This is a genomic window from Brachybacterium sp. UNK5269 (genome assembly GCF_049266655.1).
Lineage (GTDB): Bacteria > Actinomycetota > Actinomycetes > Actinomycetales > Dermabacteraceae > Brachybacterium.
This window is the reverse complement of record NZ_CP184883.1, coordinates 1,317,076-1,339,727: the sequence shown is the minus strand read 5'-3', so window position 1 is coordinate 1,339,727 and position 22,652 is coordinate 1,317,076. Positions and strand designations below refer to the sequence as shown.

Annotated in this window: 23 protein-coding genes; 16 read left to right on the top strand and 7 right to left on the bottom strand. The window is 72.3% G+C overall.

Translation table 11 applies throughout. The annotated features are described in order from the left end of the window. Positions 1-168 precede the first annotated feature (168 nt). Genes ACOJUI_RS06175 through ACOJUI_RS06165 form a run of 3 tightly spaced genes read left to right on the top strand, consistent with a single transcriptional unit; the run spans position 169 to position 3,376 of the window. The gene (locus ACOJUI_RS06175) at positions 169-1,422 is read left to right on the top strand and encodes a glycosyltransferase family 4 protein (protein WP_422117196.1); all 1,254 of its coding nucleotides are present in this window, start codon (positions 169-171) and stop codon (positions 1,420-1,422) included. After that, positions 1,419-2,195, top strand: coding sequence for a TVP38/TMEM64 family protein (locus tag ACOJUI_RS06170; protein WP_422117195.1), 777 nt, complete (start codon positions 1,419-1,421; stop codon positions 2,193-2,195). The genes ACOJUI_RS06175 and ACOJUI_RS06170 overlap by 4 nt, the downstream gene beginning before the upstream one ends. Beyond that, complete coding sequence (locus tag ACOJUI_RS06165; protein ID WP_422117194.1) at positions 2,192-3,376, top strand: glycosyltransferase; 1,185 nt, start codon at positions 2,192-2,194, stop codon at positions 3,374-3,376. The genes ACOJUI_RS06170 and ACOJUI_RS06165 overlap by 4 nt, the downstream gene beginning before the upstream one ends. Here ACOJUI_RS06165 and ACOJUI_RS06160 read toward each other — a convergent pair. The 4 genes from ACOJUI_RS06160 to dnaK all read right to left on the bottom strand — a co-directional run bounded on the left by ACOJUI_RS06160 (position 3,360) and on the right by dnaK (position 7,514). Next, positions 3,360-3,797 carry a heat shock protein transcriptional repressor HspR gene (locus tag ACOJUI_RS06160; RefSeq protein WP_422117193.1) on the bottom strand — a complete coding sequence of 146 codons (438 nt, stop codon included), beginning with the start codon at positions 3,795-3,797 and terminating at the stop codon, positions 3,360-3,362. The two genes, ACOJUI_RS06165 and ACOJUI_RS06160, sit on opposite strands and share 17 nt — an antisense overlap. 55 nt (positions 3,798-3,852) lie before the next feature. After that, positions 3,853-4,860 (bottom strand): DnaJ C-terminal domain-containing protein, encoded by a 1,008-nt coding sequence (locus ACOJUI_RS06155; RefSeq protein WP_422117192.1) that lies wholly within the window; start codon positions 4,858-4,860, stop codon positions 3,853-3,855. A gap of 117 nt (positions 4,861-4,977) precedes the next feature. Beyond that, the gene (locus ACOJUI_RS06150; protein WP_422117191.1) at positions 4,978-5,643 is read right to left on the bottom strand and encodes a nucleotide exchange factor GrpE; all 666 of its coding nucleotides are present in this window, start codon (positions 5,641-5,643) and stop codon (positions 4,978-4,980) included. Continuing rightward, positions 5,643-7,514 (bottom strand): molecular chaperone DnaK, encoded by a 1,872-nt coding sequence (gene dnaK / locus ACOJUI_RS06145; protein WP_422117190.1) that lies wholly within the window; start codon positions 7,512-7,514, stop codon positions 5,643-5,645. Before dnaK ends, ACOJUI_RS06150 begins: the two co-directional genes overlap by 1 nt. Positions 7,515-7,864: 350 nt before the next feature. Here dnaK and ACOJUI_RS06140 point away from each other — a divergent pair, with 350 nt between their 5' ends. After that, positions 7,865-8,962 (top strand): hypothetical protein, encoded by a 1,098-nt coding sequence (locus ACOJUI_RS06140; protein ID WP_422117189.1) that lies wholly within the window; start codon positions 7,865-7,867, stop codon positions 8,960-8,962. Here the strand turns inward: ACOJUI_RS06140 and ACOJUI_RS06135 are convergent. Continuing rightward, positions 8,906-9,595 (bottom strand): DNA alkylation repair protein, encoded by a 690-nt coding sequence (locus ACOJUI_RS06135; protein ID WP_422117629.1) that lies wholly within the window; start codon positions 9,593-9,595, stop codon positions 8,906-8,908. The two genes, ACOJUI_RS06140 and ACOJUI_RS06135, sit on opposite strands and share 57 nt — an antisense overlap. Before the next feature lie 114 nt (positions 9,596-9,709). Between ACOJUI_RS06135 and ACOJUI_RS06130 the strand changes: the two genes are divergently transcribed. Then, positions 9,710-10,063, top strand: a complete 354-nt coding sequence (locus ACOJUI_RS06130; RefSeq protein WP_422117188.1) for an HIT domain-containing protein — start codon at positions 9,710-9,712, stop codon at positions 10,061-10,063. Positions 10,064-10,082: 19 nt separating this feature from the next. Here the strand turns inward: ACOJUI_RS06130 and ACOJUI_RS06125 are convergent, their stop codons facing one another. Beyond that, on the bottom strand, positions 10,083-10,556 hold the full coding sequence (locus ACOJUI_RS06125) for a GNAT family N-acetyltransferase (protein ID WP_422117187.1): 474 nt from the start codon (positions 10,554-10,556) through the stop codon (positions 10,083-10,085). Between the two features lie 59 nt (positions 10,557-10,615). Here ACOJUI_RS06125 and ACOJUI_RS06120 point away from each other — a divergent pair, with 59 nt between their 5' ends. From ACOJUI_RS06120 to ACOJUI_RS06080, 9 genes are all read left to right on the top strand, one after another. After that, on the top strand, positions 10,616-11,437 hold the full coding sequence (locus tag ACOJUI_RS06120; protein WP_422117186.1) for a spermidine synthase: 822 nt from the start codon (positions 10,616-10,618) through the stop codon (positions 11,435-11,437). Positions 11,438-11,502: 65 nt separating this feature from the next. Next, positions 11,503-12,180 carry a DUF6318 family protein gene (locus tag ACOJUI_RS06115; RefSeq protein WP_422117185.1) on the top strand — a complete coding sequence of 226 codons (678 nt, stop codon included), beginning with the start codon at positions 11,503-11,505 and terminating at the stop codon, positions 12,178-12,180. A 327-nt stretch (positions 12,181-12,507) separates the two neighbouring features. Continuing rightward, complete coding sequence (locus tag ACOJUI_RS06110) at positions 12,508-13,281, top strand: PKD domain-containing protein (RefSeq protein ID WP_422117184.1); 774 nt, start codon at positions 12,508-12,510, stop codon at positions 13,279-13,281. Between the two features lie 84 nt (positions 13,282-13,365). Further along, the gene (gene ilvD, locus ACOJUI_RS06105; RefSeq protein ID WP_422117183.1) at positions 13,366-15,078 is read left to right on the top strand and encodes a dihydroxy-acid dehydratase; all 1,713 of its coding nucleotides are present in this window, start codon (positions 13,366-13,368) and stop codon (positions 15,076-15,078) included. Positions 15,079-15,087: 9 nt separating this feature from the next. Further along, complete coding sequence (locus ACOJUI_RS06100) at positions 15,088-15,783, top strand: alpha/beta fold hydrolase (RefSeq protein WP_422117182.1); 696 nt, start codon at positions 15,088-15,090, stop codon at positions 15,781-15,783. After that, positions 15,780-16,547, top strand: a complete 768-nt coding sequence (locus tag ACOJUI_RS06095) for a phosphotransferase (RefSeq protein ID WP_422117181.1) — start codon at positions 15,780-15,782, stop codon at positions 16,545-16,547. The genes ACOJUI_RS06100 and ACOJUI_RS06095 overlap by 4 nt, the downstream gene beginning before the upstream one ends. An 84-nt stretch (positions 16,548-16,631) precedes the next feature. Then, positions 16,632-16,943: a hypothetical protein gene (locus ACOJUI_RS06090; protein ID WP_422117180.1), complete on the top strand. Its 312-nt coding sequence runs from the start codon at positions 16,632-16,634 to the stop codon at positions 16,941-16,943. A 102-nt stretch (positions 16,944-17,045) separates the two neighbouring features. Further along, a complete protein-coding gene (locus ACOJUI_RS06085; RefSeq protein WP_422117179.1) occupies positions 17,046-17,468 on the top strand; it encodes an SRPBCC family protein in 423 nt (140 codons plus the stop codon). Positions 17,469-17,993: 525 nt separating this feature from the next. Continuing rightward, the gene (locus ACOJUI_RS06080; protein WP_422117178.1) at positions 17,994-19,721 is read left to right on the top strand and encodes a DUF222 domain-containing protein; all 1,728 of its coding nucleotides are present in this window, start codon (positions 17,994-17,996) and stop codon (positions 19,719-19,721) included. A gap of 140 nt (positions 19,722-19,861) precedes the next feature. Here the strand turns inward: ACOJUI_RS06080 and ACOJUI_RS06075 are convergent, their stop codons facing one another. Continuing rightward, entirely contained in the window at positions 19,862-20,461 is a 600-nt protein-coding gene (locus ACOJUI_RS06075; protein WP_422117177.1) for a class I SAM-dependent methyltransferase, read from the bottom strand. Positions 20,462-20,587: 126 nt separating this feature from the next. On the opposite strand from ACOJUI_RS06075, the gene ACOJUI_RS06070 reads away from it, so the two are divergent. Together ACOJUI_RS06070 and ACOJUI_RS06065 are read left to right on the top strand one after the other, a co-directional pair. Beyond that, the gene (locus ACOJUI_RS06070) at positions 20,588-21,814 is read left to right on the top strand and encodes a glycosyltransferase (protein ID WP_422117176.1); all 1,227 of its coding nucleotides are present in this window, start codon (positions 20,588-20,590) and stop codon (positions 21,812-21,814) included. Next, on the top strand, positions 21,811-22,605 hold the full coding sequence (locus ACOJUI_RS06065; protein WP_422117175.1) for a PIG-L family deacetylase: 795 nt from the start codon (positions 21,811-21,813) through the stop codon (positions 22,603-22,605). Before ACOJUI_RS06070 ends, ACOJUI_RS06065 begins: the two co-directional genes overlap by 4 nt. Positions 22,606-22,652: the final 47 nt, after the last annotated feature.

The window sequence follows — 22,652 nt, the reverse complement described above, 5'->3', positions numbered from 1 at the left end:
ACGCCTCGGGCGTGCCCGCTCGTGGTCGTCCAGGGGCGGTCGTAGGCTCGAGACATGGCCACCACGACGCCCCGCTCCCCGCGGTCAGCACCAGGATCAGACCAGGGTCTGATCCCCGTCCTCCGCTCGGCGGATGCCGGTGGCCCGGCGCGGTGCGAGGCTCAGGACGTGACGCCGATCAGAACGCCCTCGCCCCTGCGGCCGGCCCCCGCCCCGCAGCGCCCCCTGCGGGTGCTGCTGACCACCGACTGGTGGGAGCCCGTCGTCAACGGCGTGGTGGCCTCGGTGCAGACCCTGCGCCGCGAGCTGATCGCCCTGGGCTGCGAGGTCCGGGTGCTCACCCTCTCCCAGGGCATCCGCACCCGGCGTGAGCCGGACGTCTACCGCATCGGCTCGGTCTCGGCGGCGATGGTCTACGACCGCGCCCGCATCGGCATGCCGGCCAGCCGCCGGGTGCTGCGCGAGATCCTGCGCTGGCGGCCCGACGTCATCCACTCCCACTGCGAGTTCTCCACCCACGTGTGGGCCCGCCGCATCGCCCGCACCCTGGGGGTGCCGCTGGTGCACACGTACCACACCATCTACGAGGACTACACGCACTACTACTCCCCCAGTCGCACCGTGGGCCGCAAGGTCGTCGAGTCGTTCTCCCGGCGGGTGCTGGCGGGGACCGACGCGGTGATCGTGCCCACCGCGAAGGTGGCCGCGCTGCTGCGCGGGTACGGGGTGCACCGACCCGTGCACGTCATCCCCACCGGCCTCGACCTGCAGCGCTTCCGGCCCGCCCGCAGCGAGCAGGAGCGGGCCGACGCCGCCGCCCTGCGCGCGGGCCTCGGCATCACGCCCCAGCAGCAGGTGCTGGTCTCGGTGTGCCGGCTCGCCAAGGAGAAGAACCTCGACGAGGTCCTCGACATGGTGGCCGCCGCGGACCGCGAGGACGTGGTGCTGGTGCTGGTGGGCGACGGCCCCTACCGCGCCGAGCTCGAGGCGCGGGCGAAGGACCTCGGCATCGCGCGCCGCGTCCGCTTCGCCGGGGTGGTCGAGCCCGCTGAGGTGCAGCGCTGGTACCGGATGGGCGACGTGTTCGTCAGCGCCTCCCTCAGCGAGACCCAGGGACTGACCTTCATCGAGGCCCTGGCCTGCGGCCTGCCGCTGCTGTGCCACCGCGATCCCTCGCTCGCGAGCGTGGTCCTCGAGGGCCGCACCGGCTGGCAGTTCGAGGACGCCGCGCAGTTCACCGCCCAGCTGGGCGCCCTGCTGGACGATCCGCAGCGCCGGGCGGAGATGTCCGCCGCCGCGCTCGAGCATGCGCAGGCCACCTGCGGCGCCGGGGACTTCGGGCGCGGGGTGCTCGAGGTCTACCGGCAGGTGAGCCTGCGCCGCTCGCCGCGCCTGGCCGGACGCCAGGCGGTGGCCGCATGAGCACCCCCACCGCCCAGCTCCCCGTCGTGCCGGCCCTGTCCGCCCCTCCCGTGCGCGCAGCGGCATGGCGGGCCTCGTCGGCCGCCGCGGTCGCCACCGTCCCGCGCCCCGCGCAGGTCCCGCGCCCCGCGCAGATCCCGCCGCCCGCGGCGACGGAGGCGCCGACCGCCCCGGCACCGGCCCGCGCCCGTCGGGACCCGCTGCGCCTGGCCGCCCGGCTCTCCCCGCTGCTGGGGCTGGGTGCCAGCATCGCCCTGGTGTGGTGGGGCCTGCAGACCGGGGTGCTGGGGTCCCTGGCGAACCTGCAGGCCTTCATCGACTCCCTGGGGGCCTGGGGACCGATCGTCTTCATGATCGTCTCCGCGGCCTCCGTGGTGTTCCCGATCATCCCCGGAGGGCTGCTGGTGATCGCCGGCCCGGTGCTGTTCGGGGCGGTCGAGGGCACCGTCTTCAACTACCTCGCCGTCTGCGCCGGCTCGCTGCTGAACTTCCTCATCGCGCGGCACGTGGGCATGGCCGTGGTCGAGCGGCTGTTCCCGGCCAGGGCGGTGGAGAAGTTCCTGGGCTGGACCCGCAGTGCGCACTTCACGCGGGCCTTCGCCCTGGCGATCACCCTGCCGGTGGCCCCGGACGACCTGCTGTGCTACATCGCCGGCACCACCCGAATGCGCTGGCGAACCTATGTGGCGATCATCCTGCTGGGCAAGCCGTGGGCCCTGATCGCCTACGGGCTCGGCGTCAGCGCGCTCCTGCTGGGCGTCCTGCCCTGGTGAACGCGATCCACGCCGTGCACCGGGCCCTCCGCGCCACCCGAGCCCGCGCTCGAGCCCGCGCGGACCGCGGCCCCGAGAGCCCCGGCCGCGAGAGCTCCGGCCGCGAGCCGCTGCGGGTGCTGATGCCCCGCGGCCTGGCGGGCCTCGCCCGCGAGTCGGGCATCGGCGCCGCCATCCGCCACCAGGAGGCGGCGGTGCGCTCCCTGGGGCACCAGGTGGTCACCGGTCCCTGGCAGCCCTTCGACGTGGTGCACCTGAACACGCCGTTCCCGGACACCCTCCTGCTCGCGCTCTGGGCGCGGCTGCGGCGCCGGCCGGTGCTGGTGTGGGCGCATTCGACCGAGGACGACTTCCGCGACTCCTTCCCCGGCTCCAACGCCCTGGCACCGCTGTTCCGGCGCTGGATCGCGCTCCTGTACCGGCGGGGCGATGCGGTGCTCACCCCGAGCGCCTACTCGAAGCGCCTCATCTCGGCCCCGGAGTACGGGATCTCGGCCCCGATCCATGTCCTCTCCAACGGGGTGGACACGGCGTTCTTCCGCCCCGATCCGACGGCCCGGGAGCGCCTGCGACAGTCCCTGGGGCTCGCGCCGGGGGCGCGGGTCGTCGTCAGCGTGGGCATGCAGCTGGTGCGCAAGGGCATCCTGGACTGGGTGGAGGTCGCCCGGCAGCTGCCGGAGGTCACCTTCGTCTGGTACGGCCGCACCGATGAGCGTCTGCTGACCGCCGATGTGCAGCGGGCGCTGCGCACCGCCCCCGCGAACGCGCTGTTCCCGGGCTTCGTCCGGCCGGAGGCGCTGCGCGAGGCGTACTGCGGCGCCGACGCCTTCTGCTTCCTCACCAAGGAGGAGACCGAGGGGATCGTGCTGTGGGAGGCGCTGGCCTGCGAGGTCCCGGCGCTGGTGCGCGGGATCCCGATCTACCGCGAGGAGATGCCCGCCGGGGTGCTGACCCATCAGGTCGCCGGGGACGGGCCCGAGTTCCCCGGACGGGTCGCGCAGATCCTCGGCGCGCTGCTCGCGGGCGAACTGGCGGATCTCACCGCGGCCGGGCGGCGGGCCGCCGAGGGCGTCGCCCTGCCGCGGATCGCGCAGCGGCTGCAGGAGATCTACGGGACCACGGGGGTGCGTCCGCGCTCCGCGGCGGGGCGGGCCTCCTCGCACCTCACCGGCGGTGCGTAGGCCGCCACAGCACCAGCGCCCCGCTGCTGCGCCGCTGCGGGCGCTCCCCGCGCCGCAGGGCGCTGATCTCGCCGTCGCGGTCGGCGGAGAAGACGCGCCGCTGGGCCGGGCTCAGGGACTCCAGGGTCTCGCGGACCCGGTCGAGCTGCCCCTCCAGGGCCCGCACCCGGTCCTCCAGCGCGAGGATCCGCTTGATGCCGGCGAGGTTGATCCCCTCCTCCTGGGAGAGGCGCTGGATCTCGCGGAGCCGGGCGATGTCCAGGGCGCTGTAGCGGCGGCCGCGGCCGCGGGTGCGCTGGGGCGTGACCAGGCCCAACCGGTCGTACTGGCGCAGGGTCTGCGGATGCATGCCGGACAGCTCGGCGGCCACGGAGATGACGAAGACCGGCGCGCGGTCGTCGAGTCGGGGCGGATGCGGCATCGGAGCTCCTTCCGGGTCGGCGGGCGGTGGACGGGCGGGCGGACCGCGACGCGGGTCAGCGGGCGGCGGCCTCGGCGAGCCCGGCGCGCGGGTCCTCGCCCGCGAGCGCCTCGCGCAGCTCCTCGACCGCCTTCCTGGCCCGGCCCTCGACATGGGTGGGCACGGCGACGTTCACGGTGACCAGCAGGTCGCCGGTCGCCCTGCGGGTGGCCAGTCCCTTGCCACGCACCCGCAGCGTCCGTCCGGACGGGGTGCCCGGCGGGACCTTCACCGAGACCGACCCGCCCTCGAGCAGCGGGACCGCGAGCGTGGTGCCGAGCACCGCCTCGTCGAAGGAGATCGGCACGGTCAGGCGCAGGTCGGCGCCGTCGGCGCTCCATACCGGATGCTCCTCGACCTCGAGCGTCAGCAGCAGGTCGCCAGCGGGGGCGCCGCCCGGGCCCGGACGGCCCTTGCCGCGCAGGCGGATCTTCTGCCCGTCGTGCACCCCGGCGGGCACCCGGGTGGTGAGCGGACGGCCGTCGACGGTGAGCCGGATCTCGGCGCCCAGCGCCGCGTCCCGGAAGCTGATCCGGGTGCGGGCCGAGAGGTCGGCGCCCTTGCTCGGGGGGCCGGGCTGGAAGCCGGCGGGTGAGCCGCCGCCGAAGCCGCCGCCCTGGCCGCCGAACATCTTCAGCAGGTCGTCGAGGTCGGGGCTCCCGGCGCCCGCGCCGGAGTAGCCGGTGCGCCCGCCGCCGGTCGGGGCGCCGCCGAACATCGAGGAGAAGATGTCCTCGAAACCGGCGCCGCCGGGACCGCCCTGGCCCGCGGAGAAGCGGGCGCCGCCGGAGCCCATGGCGCGGATGGCGTCGTACTGCCGACGCTGCTCCTCGTCGTTGAGGACGGAGTAGGCCTCGCCGATCTCCTTGAACTTCTCCTCCGCCCGCGGATCATCGGGGTGGCGGTCGGGGTGGTACTTCTTGGCCTGGGTGCGGTAGGCCTTCTTGATCTCCTGCGCGCTCGCGTCCTTGGAGACGCCGAGGACCGCGTAGAAGTCCTTGTCGAGCCAGTCCTGTCCGGACATGTGCGTCTCCTTCCGGGAGTCTCAGGGCTTCGTGGTCCGTGATGGGGGGGGTGAGGTGACGGGGCCTGCCGGCCGATGCTCGACCGGCAGGCCCCGCCGTCTGCGATGTGCTGCCGGTCAGGCCGGGCCGCGGGTGCCGACCCGGGCCGGGCGCAGCACCCGGTCGTGCATCGCGTAGCCGGGCTGGATGACCAGCGAGATGGTGGCCGTCTCGACGTCGTCGGCGTCCTCGTGCATCAGCGCCTCGTGGAGGTTCGGATCGAACGCCTCCCCGATGACGCCGAAGCGCTTGAGGCCGTGCGCGGCGAGGGTCTCCTCGAGCTTGAGCGCGATCGAGTGGAACGGGGTGCCCTCGGCGATGTCGCCGTGCTGGCGTCCCAGCTCCACGTCGTCGAGCACGCCGATGAGGGAGGACAGGACGCGGCCCACGGCCGCCTCCTTGCTCACCTCGGCCGCGGCCTCGATCCGCCGACGGGAGTTGACGTACTCCGCCTGCTCGCGCTTGAGCTGCTCGCTGAGCTCGGTGACCCGGCCCTCGAGCTCGGCGACCCGCGCGGAGTCCGCCGGGGTCGGGGCCTCGGCCCCGCCCTGGGCGGCCTGCTCGAAGAGCTTCGCGGCCTCCGCGTCGATCGGGTCGACGTCCTCCGCGTCGGGAGCCGGGGTGGGCTCGGGGCGACGGACGCTGCCGTCCTCCGGGTTCACCTTGCGCTTGTCGGTGAAGGAGAACCTCGGCTCGCCCTCGGGGCGCTGCGCGTCGTCGGGGGTGCTCTGGTCCTCGGTCATCACTTGCTCCCTTCGTCCTCGTCCACGATCTCGGCGTCGACCACGTCATCGTCGGCGGCCGACGCGGAGCCGGCCTGGCCCTCGGTGCCCTCGGCGCCCTCGGCCCCGTCCTGCTGGGCCTGGGAGTAGATGGCGGTGCCGACGGCCTGCAGGGCCTCGTTCAGCGCATCGCGCCGGGTCTCGAGAGCGCCGGTCTCGGCGTCCTCCTTGGCCAGCTCGTCCTTCGCCTCCTTGATGGCGTCCTCGGCCTTGGTGCGGTCGCCGTCGGAGATCTTGTCCGCGTTGTCCTTGAGCAGCTTCTCGCCCTGGTAGACGAGCTGCTCGAGGGTGTTGCGGGCGTCGGCGTTCTTGCGCCGCTCGTCGTCCTCGGCGGCGTGGAGCTCGGCGTCCTTCACCATGCGGTCGATGTCCTCGTCGGACAGGGCCGAGCCGCCGGTGATCTGGATGGACTGCTCGTTGCCGGTGCCGCGGTCCTTGGCGGTCACGTGCACGATGCCGTTGGAGTCGATGTCGAAGGTGACCTCGATCTGGGGCATGCCGCGCGGGGCCGGCGCGATGCCGGTCAGCTCGAAGGTGCCGAGGAGCTTGTTGTCCCGGGTGAACTGGCGCTCGCCCTGGAACACCTGGATCGCGACCGAGGGCTGGTTGTCCTCGGCGGTGGAGAAGACCTCGGAGGTCTTGGTGGGGATGGCGGCGTTGCGCTCGATGAGCTTGGTCATCACCCCGCCCTTGGTCTCGATGCCCAGGGAGAGCGGCGTGACGTCCATCAGCAGGACGTCCTTGCGCTCGCCCTTGATGACGGCGGCCTGCAGCGCGGCGCCGACGGCGACGACCTCATCGGGGTTGACGCTCTTGTTGGGCTCCTTGCCACCGGTCAGGGCCTTCACGACCTCGGTGACGGCCGGCATGCGGGTGGAGCCACCGACCAGGACCACGTGGTCGATGTCGGAGATCGACACCCCCGCGTCCTTGATCACCTGATGGAAGGGCGCCTTGGTGCGCTCGAGCAGGTCCGAGGTCATGTCCTCGAACTGCGCGCGGGTGAGGCGCTCGTCGAGGTGCAGCGGGCCGTTCTCAGACATCGAGAGGTACTGCAGGGAGATGCTGGCCGACGTCGAGGAGCTGAGCTCCTTCTTCGCCTGCTCGGCGGCCTCCTTGAGGCGCTGCAGGGCGATGCGGTCCTTCCCGAGGTCCACGCCCTCCTTGTTCTTGACCTGGGAGATCAGCCAGTCGACGATCTTCTGGTCCCAGTCGTCGCCGCCGAGGCGGTTGTCACCGGCGGTGGCCTGGACCTGGATGGTCGAGCCGTCCTCGTCCTTGCTCACCTCGAGCAGGGAGACGTCGAAGGTGCCGCCGCCGAGGTCGAAGACCAGGATCTGCTCGTCGTCCTTGCCCTTCTCGAGACCGTAGGCGAGCGCCGCGGCGGTGGGCTCGTTGATGATGCGCAGCACGTTGAGGCCGGCGATGGTGCCGGCGTCCTTGGTGGCCTGGCGCTCGGAGTCGCTGAAGTACGCCGGGACGGTGATGACCGCGTCGGTGACGGGCTCGCCGAGGTAGGACTCGGCGTCCTTCTTCAGCTTGCCGAGGATGCGGGCCGAGATCTCCTGCGGGGTGTACTTCTTGTCGTCGATCGCCGTGCTCCAGTCGGTGCCCATGTGGCGCTTGACGGAGGCGATGGTGCGGTCGACGTTGGTGACGGCCTGGCGCTTGGCGACCTCGCCGACGAGCACGTCGCCCTGCTTGGAGAAGGCGACGACCGACGGGGTGGTGCGGGAGCCCTCGGCGTTCGCGATGATGGTGGGCTGACCGCCCTCCAGGACGGCGACGGCGGAGTTGGTGGTTCCGAGGTCGATTCCGACGACACGGGACATAGGTGCCTGCCTTTCTGCGGCGCACGCGCCGCACAGTGTTCGGTCGATGCCGCCGGCGCGGTCCGGTCTCCCGATCCGTCGTCGTGCGACTCCGCCGGCCGCCGGGCCGGCGGCAAGACTTGAGGTGTACGGACTCAAGTAGAGGACCCGGCCGGATCGTTGTCAACTCGGCGGGCACCAATCTTGAGTACATCAGGCTCAACCCTGGGCGGGGGTCAGGTATTCCGGGATCCGAGCAGCGTGACCCGCTTCACTTCCGGGGACGGGCGGGCGCACGCGTCCCGTCGGCGGCGCGCCGGGCGCCTCCCGGGGCGCATCGCGCTCTCCGCCCCCCGTCCTAGGATCGCCCGATGGCCTTCCCCGAGTTCTCCCCGCTCCCCTCCTCCGACGTCGGCGAGGGCGCCCAGGAGGCGGCTCCCCGCCACGAGCGGCGCCGGCGCCGGGCGCCCGCGGCCCCGGCGCCTCCGGCCGATGCCCCGACCGCCGCCGCCGACGCCCTGCGCTTCGCGCGCAGCTATCGGCCCGAGGTGCGGGAGCTGCTGCAGGCGGAGTCCGACGAGGCCGCCGCCGCGGCGCTGCTGGAGCTGCGCATCCCGCCCCTCGGGGACCACGACCCGACGGCCCACAAGGCCCGCGCAAACGCCTACCGGACGGGCGAGAAGGAGCAGCCGGCCCCGGGCTCCGCCGCCTCCCTGCTGCTGTGCGTCGTGCTGTTCCTGGCCGTCGCCGCCGGCGTGCTCGCCGCGCTGATCACCGCCTGGGGCGCCCTGGCCCTGCCCGACCGTCCGCTGCTCGCCCCGGAGCGGTTCGGGATGATCCCCGCGCTGGAGATCGTGCTGCTCGCGCCCACGGCCCTGGTGCCGCTGTATCTCGTCTTCCACGCCTCGGTGCATTGGAGGGCCCGGACCCACGGGCGGGGAATGCTGCGGGTGGCGCTGCGGGACGACGCGGCGCGCAGCCGGGGCCTGCCCCTGCGCTCCCCGTTCCACGGCATCTGGTCGAGCTGGGGGCTGCTGGCCAAGTGCCTCGAGTACGCGCTCTACGGATTCTTCGCCCTCGCCGTCCTCGCCTGGTGGGACGGTCGGGATTCGGCGGCCCCGAGTGCGGCCCGGGTCGTCCTCGCCTACGCCGTGCCCGTCGTGGTCGTGCTGGTGCTCGTCACATCGCGGGTGAAGGTCTGGGAGCGTCGCAACGCCCTTCTCGCCGCCCAGCTGTACCGCGCCGCCGACGACGCGGGCACCCGCGAGGTCCGGGTGCGCGAGGAGCCGCTGGACGAGGAATTCGGGGACGAGGAGTTCGGGGACGAGGAATTCGGGGACCACGAGCCCGCGGACGGGGGTCGGGCGCGCGGCACGACGGTGCCCGAGCAGGGCGGATGGCGCCGCGACTTCTCAGCGGGTCCCGGCGCGGCGGACCATCTCGTCGATCCAGATCGGCGCGAAGGGTGAGGTGCAGTTCGGAGGCGTCGGGTAGTCCCGCAGCACCCCGAGCCGCTCGCCGATGTCCCGCGCCCGCGCCCGCAGCGCAGGATTCGTGATGCCGATCTGGGCGAGACACGTGTTCATCGCCCACTGCAGCCGCTCGGGCGCGTCCGTCATCTCGGCCTCGATCCGGTCCAGCAGGGCGGACTGATCGATGCCCTCCGGCGACTTGACGACGCGATCGCTGGTCAGCGCCCAGCCGGCGCTCGCGATCACCGGATCGGGGTCGGCGAACCAGCGCTCACGCAGCTGCTCGCGGTGCGGACCCTTCAGGGCCAGGTAGTTCACCAGCCAGTCGTGCACCTTGGGGGTGCCGGCCTGCCGCAGCATCGCGTCGAGCTCCTCGAGCGCGCAGTGCGACGGACGGAGCAGGAGGATCGCGAGCAGTCGGGCGGCGGTCCCGCCCTCCGCCCAGAGCTCGCGGGCGAGGTCGGGGCGGGCCTTCAGCCGCTTCGCGATCGCGCGCAGCTCGGTGAGGTTCACGGCATGGTCGTCGCCGTGCTTCTGGTTGACCGCGCGGATCCGCGGGTCCTCGAGCGCCTTCAGCTCCGCGAGCACCCGGTCGCGCTCCGCGGCGAGGTCCGTCGTCCCCTGCGTCATCGTGGCCTCCCGGCGGTCGTCGATGGTCACCACCGTACGCCGCGGCGCCGGGCGGGGCCCGGCTTCCGCGGTCCCCTGCCCCGGGGAGGCGCGAGAACGGCATACTCGGAGCGCATGAACGCCCCATCGACGCCCCCGTACACGGGCACCGACTTCTACTGCGACGTCGCGATCCCGGACCCGGCCGCTCTCGAGGTCGTCCACCACGACGAGCGGGTGCTGGCCTTCCATCACACGCGCCCGTTCTGGAACGTGCACATCGTCGTGGTGCCGACGCGCCACATCGCCTCGCTGACCACGGCGAGCCGCGAGGACGAGGCGGACCTGCGAGCGCTGCTGCTGGTCGTCCAGCAGGTCGCGCGCAGCGTGGAGCAGCAGCACGGCGCGGCCGCCGTGCTCACGAACCTCGGCGCCTACCAGGACTCCAAGCATCTGCACCTGCACGTCCACGCCGGCGGCCGGCGCTGAGACGGCAGCGGCCTCGCGATCACAGCAGGAGCTTGAACCCCACATGGCTCGCCCGGTAGCCGAGCCGCTCATAGAAGCGCTGCGCCTGCGCGCGCGAGGAGTCCGTGGTCAGCTGGGCGAGCGTCGCTCCGCGGTCGCGCCCCCAGTCATGGGCCCAGACGAACAGGGCGGAGCCGAGCCCAGCGCCGCGCACGGACGCCGCGACGCGGACCGCCTCGATCTGGAGCCGGGTCGCACCGGCGCGCGACAGGGAGGTGAGCAGCATGAGCTGCATCGTCGCGACCAGCCGGGCGTGCTCGTCCCGCACCGCGAGCAGCAGCTGGTCCTCGTCGGCGTCGATCCGCGCGAAGGCGCGCCGGTAGGGCTCCGACGCCGTGGTCTCCCGCTCCCGCCCGAGCACGTCGTCGGCGAGGAGCGCGACGAGCTCCGGCAGGTCCGCGGCGACGGCCCGGGAGAGGGAGAAGCGTCGGCCGGCGACGTCGAGGGTGGACATGCGCCCATTGTCGCCCGGCTCCGGTCGGGCCCGCCGGGGGCATCGCGCACAATGTCCCCATGGCCTCTCCTGACTTCCTGCCGGGCGCTCAGCGCAGTGCCCAGCTGAGCTACTCCGACCAGTCGGCATGGATCCTCAAGGACGAAATCAGCGGTGGCTGGGCCCTGCAGATCGGAGGCGTCGAGCAGTCCCACGTCGATCTCGAGGACCCGACGCACATCGTCCACGAGTACCTGCGGCGGATGGCCAACGTCCTCGACGAGGCGTGGCCGCGGCGGAAGCCGCTGCGGATCGCCCACCTCGGGGCGGGGGCCCTCACGCTGGTGCGGTACGTGCAGGCCACCCGGCCCGGATCGCAGCAGGTGGTGATCGAGATCGAGCGCGAGCTGCCGACGCTCGTCACCACCGCGCTGCCGCTGCCGGAGGGCACGCAGCTCGAGGTCGTCATCGGCGATGCGCGCGAGGAGCTCGCCGCGATGGAGGGCCGACGGTTCGACGCGATCGTGCTCGACGTCTTCTCGGGCGAGGCCTCCCCAGCGCACCTGGCCACGAAGGACTTCTACACCGAGGCGCTCACGCATCTCGAGGCGGACGGGATGCTGCTGGTCAACGTCGGCGACGACGCCGGCCAGCGGTTCCTGGCCGCTCAGGTGCGGGAGCTCGAGGACGCCGCGGCCGAGGCCGGTCTCTCCGGCGTCTGGACCCTGACGCACGCCTCGCTGCTGACCACCCCGGCCGACGGGAACATGGTGCTGCTGGTGGGCGGGGCGCTGTCCTCGCCGGAGGTGGCGTCGTGGCGAGCGGCGTGGCTGCAGGCGGGTCCTCACCCGGCGGCGGTGCTCGATCCCACCGAGACGGTCGAGGCATTCGAGGGTCGGTGATCGCAGCACCGCCGGCGGGCCGCCGGTGAGGTGCGCGAGCGCCTCGCCCATGCCGGGCGGGACGGATGCGGCGCGGCCATCCACATTCGGCCGGAGCCATGGCGTGTCGTGCTCGCCTTGGATACCGTGACCGTGATCTGCCCCACTCCGGGAAGGCACTGCCCATGCCTCGACGCCTCCTCGCCGCTGCCGCCGCCGGCGCGCTCCTGCTCGGTCTCGCAGCGTGCGACGACGGCGAGGAGGGTGCCGTCACGACAGCGCCGCCCAGCGTCAGCGTCAGCGCACCGAGCGATGGGGGCGGGGAGCCAGCCCCGAGCGATGGGGGCGGGACCGGGACCGACGACCCCACTGCCGCGGCTCCGCACATCCCGCCGCCCGACCCGGCCGATTATGCGGGGATGGACGAGAAATCAGAAACTGGAGCAGTTCAAGCATTCCGGCACTACGTTGCCACAGCGATGTGGGCACACCAGACGGGCGAAGATTCGCAATTAGCTAGCCTCCAGACCGAGACGTGCGAAGGGTGCTCCGACTTCAACGCTGAGATACCGGCATTGAAAAAGCAGGGAAAGTATTGGGGCGAATTCGAGGTAATAGACGTTCAGGTAACCCCCATGAATCCGAGAACTACGATTACGAGATCGGCTACTCGTTCACTGTCCCTGAGCACACGCGGCCGAATGCATCCACGGGCGAACAGATTCAACAAGGCCGCGTCGAATATACTGCGATCGGCGGAATGAGCTGGTCCGCTGACGGGTGGCGAGTAGGTGGATTGAAGGCTGAATGGGGACCAGATGTCCACGACTAGAGCGTCCAGACTAGGTACCTTCAACCTGCCGAAGCTCATCCTACTAGCGATAGTTCTTGTGTTTATCGGTCCACCGTTAGTAAGTGCCGAGCAGTCCGCTGGCGGCAGTGCCGATGACAGCAGCATAGGAATACGGCTGGAAGATGCGCATTCCAAGTCCTCACCTCGGCACGGCAACAATGGCGGTTCATCGGCGGTAGCGGGACGGGCGCCCTACAGCTACCTCTGGATCCCAACCTCCGGCTATTCCGGCTGCGAGATGACCATGGGCGCCTCGTGGTCGTGCGCTCCCACAGCGGATTCCTGCGAAGCCGGCTCCGCCACCCCGCTCAGAGGTACGGGCGACTCCATCTACGTCGGTTCCGGCACCGTCGACGCCCAGGCCGTCGAAGGCGTCACCCAGCGGGGAATCCGCGTCGACAACCAGACCGGCGAGCGCAGCGACCTCGGCATCCGCTGTGCGCTTCCGGGAACGACGCAGTTCGCCGAATCGGCGCCCGTCGTCATCACCATGACGCTCAGCGATTTCGCCCGGATGCCCGTCGTCCCCCTCCAGGCCCACGCCGGGCCGGCGGACGGCTGGCTCCCCGTCAACATGACCAACGTCCTGCACACGAACCCCGAGGTCCAGGAGCTCAGCACCGAACTGCTCGGCACCCCGGTCGCCGTTCGCGCCACCCCGGTCTCGTACCACTGGGATCTCGGCGACGGGAACACCATCGACACCACGAACCCCGGCGAGCCCTACCCCTCCGAGGCCGTGTCGGCGACCTACGCCCAGGAGGGCTGGTACAACGTCACCCTCACCACCACCTTCACCGGACAGTTCTCCGTCGCCGGCGGCCCCTGGCAGGACATCGACGGCACGATCGAGGTCACCTCCGATCCGGTCCCCCTCTACTCCAAGTCCCTCGAATCCCGCCTCGTGAACCCCGACGTGCCCGTCGACGAGGACGCGGACCCCTGGATCCCCGAACGCACCCCCGAGACCGAGGGCCCCCCGAACCCCGACGCGCGCCACCGCACGATCTGAGCGCACCGCCGCCGGCGCACCGCGCTCGCCGTCGACGCTGAGCGACCATATACAAGCCGTGCCCTGAGTCATAGGGTCGCCAGCATGAGCCCCGATCACGCCACCGCCCCGGACATCAAGCCCCGCAGCCGACAGGTCACCGACGGCCTCAGCGCGACCGTCTCCCGCGGGATGCTCCGCGCGGTCGGCATGGGGGACGAGGACTGGGACAAGCCGCAGATCGGCATCGCGAGCTCCTGGAACGAGATCACCCCCTGCAACCTCTCGCTGAACCGGCTGGCCCAAGCCGCCAAGGAGGGCGTGCACTCGGGCGGCGGCTACCCGCTGCAGTTCGGCACCATCTCCGTCTCCGACGGCATCTCGATGGGCCACGACGGGATGCACTACTCGCTGGTCTCGCGCGACCTGATCGCCGACTCCGTGGAGACCGTGATGATGGCCGAGCGGCTGGACGGCTCCGTGCTGCTGGCCGGCTGCGACAAGTCGCTGCCGGGGATGCTCATGGCCGCCGCCCGCCTGGACCTGGCCAGCGTCTTCGTCTACGCCGGGACGATCATGCCGGGCCGCGTCACCTTCGAGAGCGGGGAGCAGAAGGACGTCACCATCATCGACGGCTTCGAGGCGGTCGGCGCCTGCGCCCGCGGCCTCATGAGCCGGGAGGACGTCGGCCGCGTCGAACGCGCCATCTGTCCGGGCGAGGGCGCCTGCGGCGGCTACTACACCGCCAACACCATGTCGACCGTCGCCGAGGCCATCGGGATGTCGATCCCCGGGTCCGCCACACCCCCGTCGGCCGACCGCCGCCGCGACGCCGACGCCCGCCGTGCCGGCGAGGCGGTGGTGGGCATGCTGCGCCAGGGGATCACCTCCCGCGACATCATGACCAAGGCCGCCTTCGAGAACGCGATCGCCGTGGTCCAGGCCTTCGGCGGCTCCACCAACGCGGTGCTGCACCTGCTGGCCATCGCCCATGAGGCCGACGTCGACCTCTCGCTCGAGGACTTCGCCCGCATCGGCGCGAAGGTCCCCCATCTCGCGGACCTCAAGCCGTACGGCCGCTACGTCATGAGCGACGTCGACCATGTCGGCGGCATCCAGGTGGTCATGAAGACCCTGCTCGACGAGGGACTGCTGGACGGCGACTGCCTCACGGTCACGGGCCGCACCATCGCCGAGAACCTCGAGGTGCTCGCCCCGCGACCGGCCGACGGCACCGTGCTGCGTCCGGCGTCCGCGCCGATCGCCCCCACCGGTGGGATCACCATCCTGCACGGCTCGCTCGCCCCCGACGGGGCGGTCGTGAAGTCGGCGGGCTTCGAGGCCGACGTCTTCGAAGGGACCGCGCGCGTCTTCGAGCGCGAGCAGCACGCCCTCGATGCGCTGGGCGACGGCACCATCACCCATGGCGACGTGGTGGTGATCCGCTACGAGGGTCCCAAGGGCGGCCCCGGGATGCGCGAGATGCTGGCGATCACCGGCGCGATCAAGGGCGCGGGTCTCGGCAAGGACGTGCTGCTGATGACCGACGGGCGCTTCTCCGGCGGCACCACCGGACTGTGCGTCGGCCACATCGCCCCCGAGGCGGTCGACGGCGGACCGATCGCCTTCGTGCGCGACGGGGATCGCATCCGCCTGGACGTCGGCACCGGCACGCTGGACCTGCTGGTGGACGAGGCGGAGCTCGTCTCGCGCCGCGAGGGCTGGGAGCCGCTGCCGCCAAAGTTCACCAAGGGCGTGCTGGGCAAGTACGTGAAGCTCGTGGGGTCCGCGTCCACGGGCGCGATCCTCGGCGACTGAGGAGCCGTCGTGGCGACCTTCGTCCTGATCCACGGAGCGGGGGACGTGGGGCGGTCGTGGTGCCTGGTCGAGGAGCGGCTGCGGGCCCGCGGCCACGACGTGGTCGCCCCGGACCTGCCGTGCGAGGACGAGGACGCCGGCCTGGCCGAGACCGCCGATGCCGTCGTCGAGGCCATCGGCGGTCGGGAGAACCTGGTGGTGGTCGGCCATTCGCTGGGCGGCTTCACCGCGCCGCTGGTCGCGGATCGGCTGCCGGCCCTGGCCCTGGTGTACCTGGCGGCGATGGTCCCGGCGCCCGGCGAGCGGGCGACGCAGTGGTGGGAGAACACCGGCTACGCGGCGGCGGTCGCGGCGCAGGCCGCCCGGGACGGTGGGCTCACCGGCCACGAGGACCCGTACGTGAGCTTCTACAACGGCGTGCCGCGGGGCCTCGCCGAGGAGGCGATCGCCCGCTCCCGCGGCCAGTCCTCACGGTTCATGGATGATGTCTGGTCCCTGCCCGCGCAGCCGTCACTGCCGACCCGGTTCCTGCTGTGCCGGGACGACCGCTTCTTCCCCGCCGACTTCCTGCGGCGCGTCGCCCGCGAGCGGCTGGGCATCACCGCCGGCGAGATGCCGGGCTGCCACTGCGCGATGCTGAGCCATCCGCGGGAGCTGGCCGAAGCGCTGGAGCGCTCTCTGCGCACCGGTACCGTGACGGGATGATGCATGACGCGAAGCAGCCTCTCGCCGGCGGCAACGCCACCGACGACGTGGTGCGCCTCGGCGACACGGTGCGCAAGCCATGGGGTCCGACGACGCCGGCGGTGCACGACTTCCTGCGTGCCATGGCCGCAGCCGGGGTCGACGTCCCCGAGCCGCTGGGTCGCGACGGTCGGGGCCGGCAGATCCTCGAGTACGTGCCGGGGGTCCTCGCACTGCACTCCCCGCCCCTCGCGCCGGCCGATCTGGTCCGGGTCGGCGCCCTGGTGCGGTCGATCCATGAGGCGAGCGTCGGCTTCTCGCCGTCGACGCCGCCCGCCTGGGACCCGCTGATCCCGGCCCCGGGGGCGTCGGCGGAGCTCCTGTGCCACGGCGACCTGGCGCCCTGGAACCTGGTCATCGGCGAGCGCTGGGTCTTCATCGACTGGGACGGCGCCGGTCCCAGCACACGGCTGTGGGACCTCGCATACGCCGCGCAGTCCTTCACCCTCAACGACCCGGACGTCGCTCCCGAGGCGGCGGCCGAGCTCCTCGTCGCGTTCCTCGACGGGTACGGGGCCGACGACGCGCTGAGGGCGCAGCTCCCGCGGACGATGGCGGAAAGGGCCGAGGCGATGCTCGGCCTGCTGCGCACGTCGCACGAGAACGGCCGCGAGCCGTGGGGATCGATGTACCTCAGCGGACACGGGGCGCACTGGCAAGCCGTGGCCGACTACGTCGCCCGCCACCAGGCCGTCTGGACCCAGGCGCTCACCGGCACCGCCTGAACCTCCTCCGCGCCCCTCCGCGACGGCACGACCGGTCCGGCGCGCCCCTCCTCGTCCGTCGCACCCACCGCCTACGGTCGAGCCATGGAGCCGAGCGCCGCAGATCGCATCGAGGTGAGCACCGCTGCGGCCGAGCGTGCGCAGATCCGCGCCCTCCTGCTGGAGCGGCGGCCGGACCTGAGACAGCGGTTGCATGACGGCCCCAGCGGTGCCCTGCTGATCCCGCTGCCGACGGGGCGCAGCATCGAGATCGGGCGGATGCGGCGCCGCGGTGCGGCCCGCTGGGTGGTCGTCTTCCCGACGACCGACGGAGCCCGATTGCGAGAGCCGACGTCGCTCGGCTCGGTGGTCCGTGCCGCGCTGGCCGCGCTGCAGCGGGACGAGTTGCGTCGCTGACGTGCCGGGGCCGCCCGGCGCGGTGCGAGGGAGGGCCATGCTCGGGGCCCGAATAGGGACCATGCGGAGGGCGCCGTGCGTGTCTTTGCTAGCGTCGCGGTCATGAGCGACTCTGCAGAGCACCCCGCGTCCGTCTCCCGCCATCTCGACGTCGTCATCGAGCGCCCCTGGCGCACGGTCTACGAGTACGCGAGCGATCCGCGCCACCTCCCGGACTGGGCGGCGGGACTCGCCGGCAGCGAGGTGCAGCGCGAGGTCACTCAGTGGTCGATGAACTCTCCGATGGGACGGGTGCTGGTCAGCTTCGTGCCGGAGAACCCCTACGGCGTCATGGATCACACTGTCACGCTCGACACCGGCGAGTCGGTGCTGAACCCGCTGCGGGTGCTGCCGCTGGACGAGCAGCGCTGCGAGGTGGTGTTCACCCTGCGCCGCGGATCGATGTCCGAGGAGGAGTTCGCAGCGGACGCGGCCGCCGTCGCAGAGGACCTCGCCACTCTGAAGGCGCTCTGCGAGAAGGATTGAGTCGGGCCCGACGGTCAGGACGCCGGAGTGGCGGGACGGCCAGGACGCCCGGGACGGCCAGGACGGCCAGGACGGCCAGGACGGCCAGGACGGCCAGGACGGCCAGGGCACCGTACGAGAAGGCCGGTGCCCAGTCCTCGATCCCCAATCCCCGGCCCCCGGCACCCGGCACCCGGCACCCGGAGTCAATTGACGGCGGTTTGTCGGCGCAACGCTTTCTCCCCAGTGCGACTTATCCACACTCGCGGCGGCATGGTCGATCTCCCCGGAATCCGATGCCGTCGTGGTCGTATAATCGCACCTCGTCCCGCCGGTGCGAATGGCAGACCCGCAGCCTGATATCCAGGTCGCAGCAGTCCCGACCCGCACGACAACGTCCGCTCGGACGGCCGCGTCGACCATTCATCGCAGCACCATTCCTCCACAGTCCTTCCTTTTCCACACCGATATCCACAGACCAGAACGTCATCCACAGTTTTCCCGGTGACTCTGTGGTCACGTTTCGAACGCACGTATCATTGAGAAATGGAGACGACGCCAGCACCCAGCACGCCGCCCGACGGAGATGACTCCCGTCGTGCTGGCAGCCCGGCGCCGGACGACTCCCTGAGCGCGGTCGCCGCCCGTCTCTCCGCCTACGACGCGAGTCCCCAGGCACGCACGCTGCTCGCGCAGATCCTCGCCGCCACGCTGGTGGCGTTCACCCGCACCTCCTCGGTGCGGGACCCCCTGCCGGACACCGCCCCGGGCACCGCCCATGAGGCTCTCGCGGTGCTGGCGGGGATCGATCACCTCCGCTCCTCGCTCTCCGCGGTCGACGCGGCCTGGCAGGTCACCGCGGAGCAGCGGATCCGCCGGGATGACCAGGAGCAGGGCGTGCCGGTCGCGAAGCAGGGACGCGGTGCGGCCCACGAGATCGGCCTCGCCCGCCGGGTCTCCCCGGCGTCCTCCGCGTTCTCGCTCGCCTCCGCGCGTCGACTGGTCCAGCACATGCCCGGCACCATCGATTCCCTCTGGACGGGCGACCTCACCGAGCGCCAGGCGTCCACCGTAGCGAGCTCCCTCGACGGGGCGGACCCGTCCACCTGCGCCCGGATCGACCAGATGATCGCCGATCACCCGGAGACGCTCCAGGGCAAGGGGCAGAAGGAACTGCGGTCGGATCTCGAGACCATGATCCAGCGCCTCGAGCCGGAGACCTCCCGCGAGCGCGCCGAGCGCGCTGCCCGATCGCGGCACGTGACCATGACCCCCTTGGCCGACGGGATGGCCCGGGTGACCGCCATCCTGCGCGGGATCGACGCCGTCGGGATGATGCAGGCGCTGCGCACGCGCGCGGAGTCACTGCGCGCAGCGGGTGCCAAGGAATCCGTCCCGGCCCTCGAGGCGGATCTGCTGGTCGATGCCGTCCGTACCGGAGTCGCCGGCGACCGGTCCGGCACCGCCGGCCGGCGCCCGAGCCCCACCCCCGGACTCGATGTCGGCATCGTGATCACCGACACCGCGCTGCTGGGCCGCGGCGATGACACCGAGTGCGCCCGGCTCGAGGGATACGGGGCGATCCCTGCCCACGTCGTCACCGACACCCTGCGCGGCTCACCTCCGGGGCACCTGCGTCATCAAGAGGCGGAGCACCCGGATCGTGACGTCACCGCGTTCTACCGGCGGCTGTACGCCAGCCCCCGCAGCGGCGAGCTGATCGGGATGGAGTCCCGCGCGCGCCGCTTCCCCGCCGGGCTCGCTCGCATGATCAGGTGGCGTGACGTCACCTGCCGCACGCCCTGGTGCAACGCGATGATCCGCCAGATCGACCACGCCGTGCCCTACAGCCGCGGCGGGCCGACCACCTACGCCAATGGTCAGGGGCTGTGCGTCCGCTGCAACCTGCTCAAGGAGCTCGGCCGATGGGAGCTGACGCCGCCGGCGCCCGCGGACTGCGCAGAGGTTCGCACGGTGGTCGCCCGCGACGAAGCGTCTGAGCCCGGAGAATCCGAACCCGACGCCGAAGAACCCGCTGTCGGCGCCTCCGAGGCGACGCCGCTCCCACCCGCTCCGCGGGAACCTCTCACCGAGCAGCCTCCGGCGGCATCGCCGCCGCATGCCATGCCGCCCTTCGGCTGGGGGTGGCGGAGTCCGCACGGGGCGATCGGGAGCAGCCGACGCCGCCCGCTGCTCGCACCCGGCACGCGAGACGTCCGCACGGAGGACTCGCCGGCGCAGGAAGCTCGGCCACCCGATGCGCCGCCCCCGTAGGACCGGCGAGGACTTCAGGCGCGGCACGTTTTGCTCGATCACCGCGTCACTCGCTCGATCACCGCGTCATTCGACCGCAGCGTCGCGCTCGAACCAACGCACCCGGCAGGTCCGTTCTCAGGTCCCCGAGTGCTGAGCTCTCAGCTCAGCTTCCGCGCAAGGGTCGTGATGACATGCCAGTGCTTCTTGTCGGCGAGGAAACGGCCGTCCTCATCGCGCACGGAGCGGTCGATGATCTGGAAACCGCGGAACATCGCGTCGATCTCCTCGAGCGGCAGGGTGGCGACGTCGGGGCGCTCGGCCCAGGAGTCGTTGATGCCGAACATGTCCACGGCCATCACCCCACCGCGCGGCAGGGCGGCCCGCAGCTTCGCCCAGACCTCGGGCAGCGCCGTCGGACCCAGCAGGCCCAGGGTGTACGTCGAGTAGACGATCTGCGCGGTCGGGAACTGCTCGACGTCGACGATGTCCGTGTGGTGGAACTGCACCGAGCCGGACATCCGCTCGTTCTCGACGAGCCGGGCGGCGAGGGTGTCGTCGCTGTCGTAGGCGTGCACGGTCCACCCGCGTCGCGCGAACTGCAGGGAATCGGCACCGGCGCCGGCACCGAGGTCCAGCACGACCCCCGGACGGCGATCACCACCTGCGGCCGCGATCGCCTTCGCCACCAGTCGACGGGCAGGGCGGCCCGCTGCATGGGCGTTCAATGCCGCCCAGTCCACCTTCTCCGCCGTATCCATGCGTTTCAGGCTCTATCATGCCCGTGCCCTTTTCAACTTCCCGTGACGCAGGACGCGTGAAGTTTCGTCATCAGCGAACTCGACACCGTCCCGGGCCGCGCTGCCCTCCCGCCTAGGATGGCGGACATGTCGGCCCCTCCGCTCCGCATCGCTGCGATCTCCCTGCACACCTCCCCGCTCGAGGAACCCGGCGGCGCCGACGCCGGCGGCATGAACGTGGTGGTGCTCGAGCAGTCCCTCGCCCTCGCCCGGCTCGGCCACCGGGTCGACCTCTTCACCCGCCGCAGCGATCCGGACGCCCCGGCGGTGGTGGAGGTCGCCGACGGCGTCCGGCTGCACCACCTTGACGCCGGCCCCGCCGCGCCGCTCGCCAAGAGCGCCATGGAGCAGGCGATCACCCCCTTCCGGCAGGCGCTGCGGGAGCACCTGACCAGCGGCGACTGGGACCTGATCCACTCCCACCACTGGTTCAGCGGGGTCGCCGCCGTCCCCCTCGCCCGTGAGCTCGACATCCCCCACCTGCAGTCCTTCCATTCCGTCGCGGCACCGGAGGACGCCCGGACGCTGGACGCCGGGGAGCCGGCGGAGTCCGTCGGCCGCATCCCCGGCGAGCAGTTCGTCGCCACCGGCTCCGACCTCGTGGTCGCCGTCTCCGAGGCCGAGGCCCGCACCGTTCGCGAGCGCTACCGGGTGCCGGGCGAACGGCTCGCGGTGGTCCGCCCCGGCGTGGACATCGACCGCTTCCGCCCCTGCCCCGATGTCGCGGAGCGACGGCGTCGGCCGACGCTGCTGTTCACCGCCCGCCTGCAGCCCCTGAAGGCCCCCGACCTGGCCCTCGAGATCCTCGCGCACCTCGACCCCGCCCTCGAGGCGCGACTGGTGCTCGCCGGCGGCGTCTCCCAGGACTTCCAGCACTACCGCGACGAGCTCGAGCAGCTCGCCCGCGAGCTGGGGGTCGAGGACCGCGTGAGCTTCGTCGGCTCGCTCGGGCGCGACGAGCTCGCCGAGGCGATGCGCTGCGCGGGGGCGCTGCTGCTGACGAGCTGGTCGGAGACCTTCGGACTGGTCGCCCTCGAGGCCCAGGCCAGCGGCACCCCGGTGATCGCCTGGCGCTGGGCGGGAGGCGTCCAGGAGGCCGTCGGCCCCGACGGCCTCGTGCTCGAGAGCCGCGACCCCGACGTCTGGGCCGAGGCCCTGCAGCGCCTGCTCGACGACGAGGAGGGCTACCGGATCGCAGTGCGCTCGGCGCGCGAGTTCGCCGCCACCCGCAGCTGGGACGCGAGCGCCGCCTCCCTCGCCTCCCTCTACGCGCAGATCATCACTCCTCCTCGCACCCCCGGAGCCACCGCATGAGCGCCGATCCCTGGCAGCTGCTCGATGACGCGCGGACGGTCCTGGCCGTCCACGCGCACCCCGATGACGAGTCCCTCTCGACCGGCGCCCTGCTGGCCTCGCTGGTCGCCGCCGGCACCCGGGTGGTGCTGGTGACCGCGACCCGCGGCGAGGAGGGCGAGGTCGTGGCCGGCGCGATCGCTCCCGAGGACACGCGGCCGCTCGAGGAGATCCGGGAAGCGGAGATCGCCGCCGCGACCGCCGCGCTCGGCCTGGCCGAGCGGCACTGGCTCGGCACCGCCCCCGCCCTGGCCCCCGGTGCGGCCGAGCGCCGCTACCGCGACTCGGGCATGCAGTGGCTCCGCGCCGGTCTGGCCGGCCCCTCCCCGACCTCCGGCCCCGACAGCTTCTCCCACCGCCCTCTCGAGGAGGCCGTCGCCGATCTCGTGGCCCTGATCGACCACGTGGGACCGGAGGCGGTGATCGGCTACGACGACGAGGGGACCTACGGCCATCCCGATCATGTGCGCGCCCATCAGGTGACCGCGGCGGCGTGCGCCCGCACCGGGACGCCGCTGGTCCAGATCGCGAGCGAGATCGAGGCCGCCCCCGCCTCCCCCGCTCCCGGCGAGGGGGCCGCGATCGCCCGCCGCGAGCATCCGGGGACCGCCGCGGCCGTGCGCCGGGCGGTGGACTCCTACCGCACCCAGCTCACCGTGGTCGGGGAGGTCCCCGGCGGCCTCGCGATCCGCCACGTGGGCTGGCAGGACGACGTCGTGGCACTGGCGACGGGGCTGCGCGTGCAGCCGTGACGCTCAGCGCCTGATGACCCCGCCCGGCACGCCGGGGCGGGGCCGCA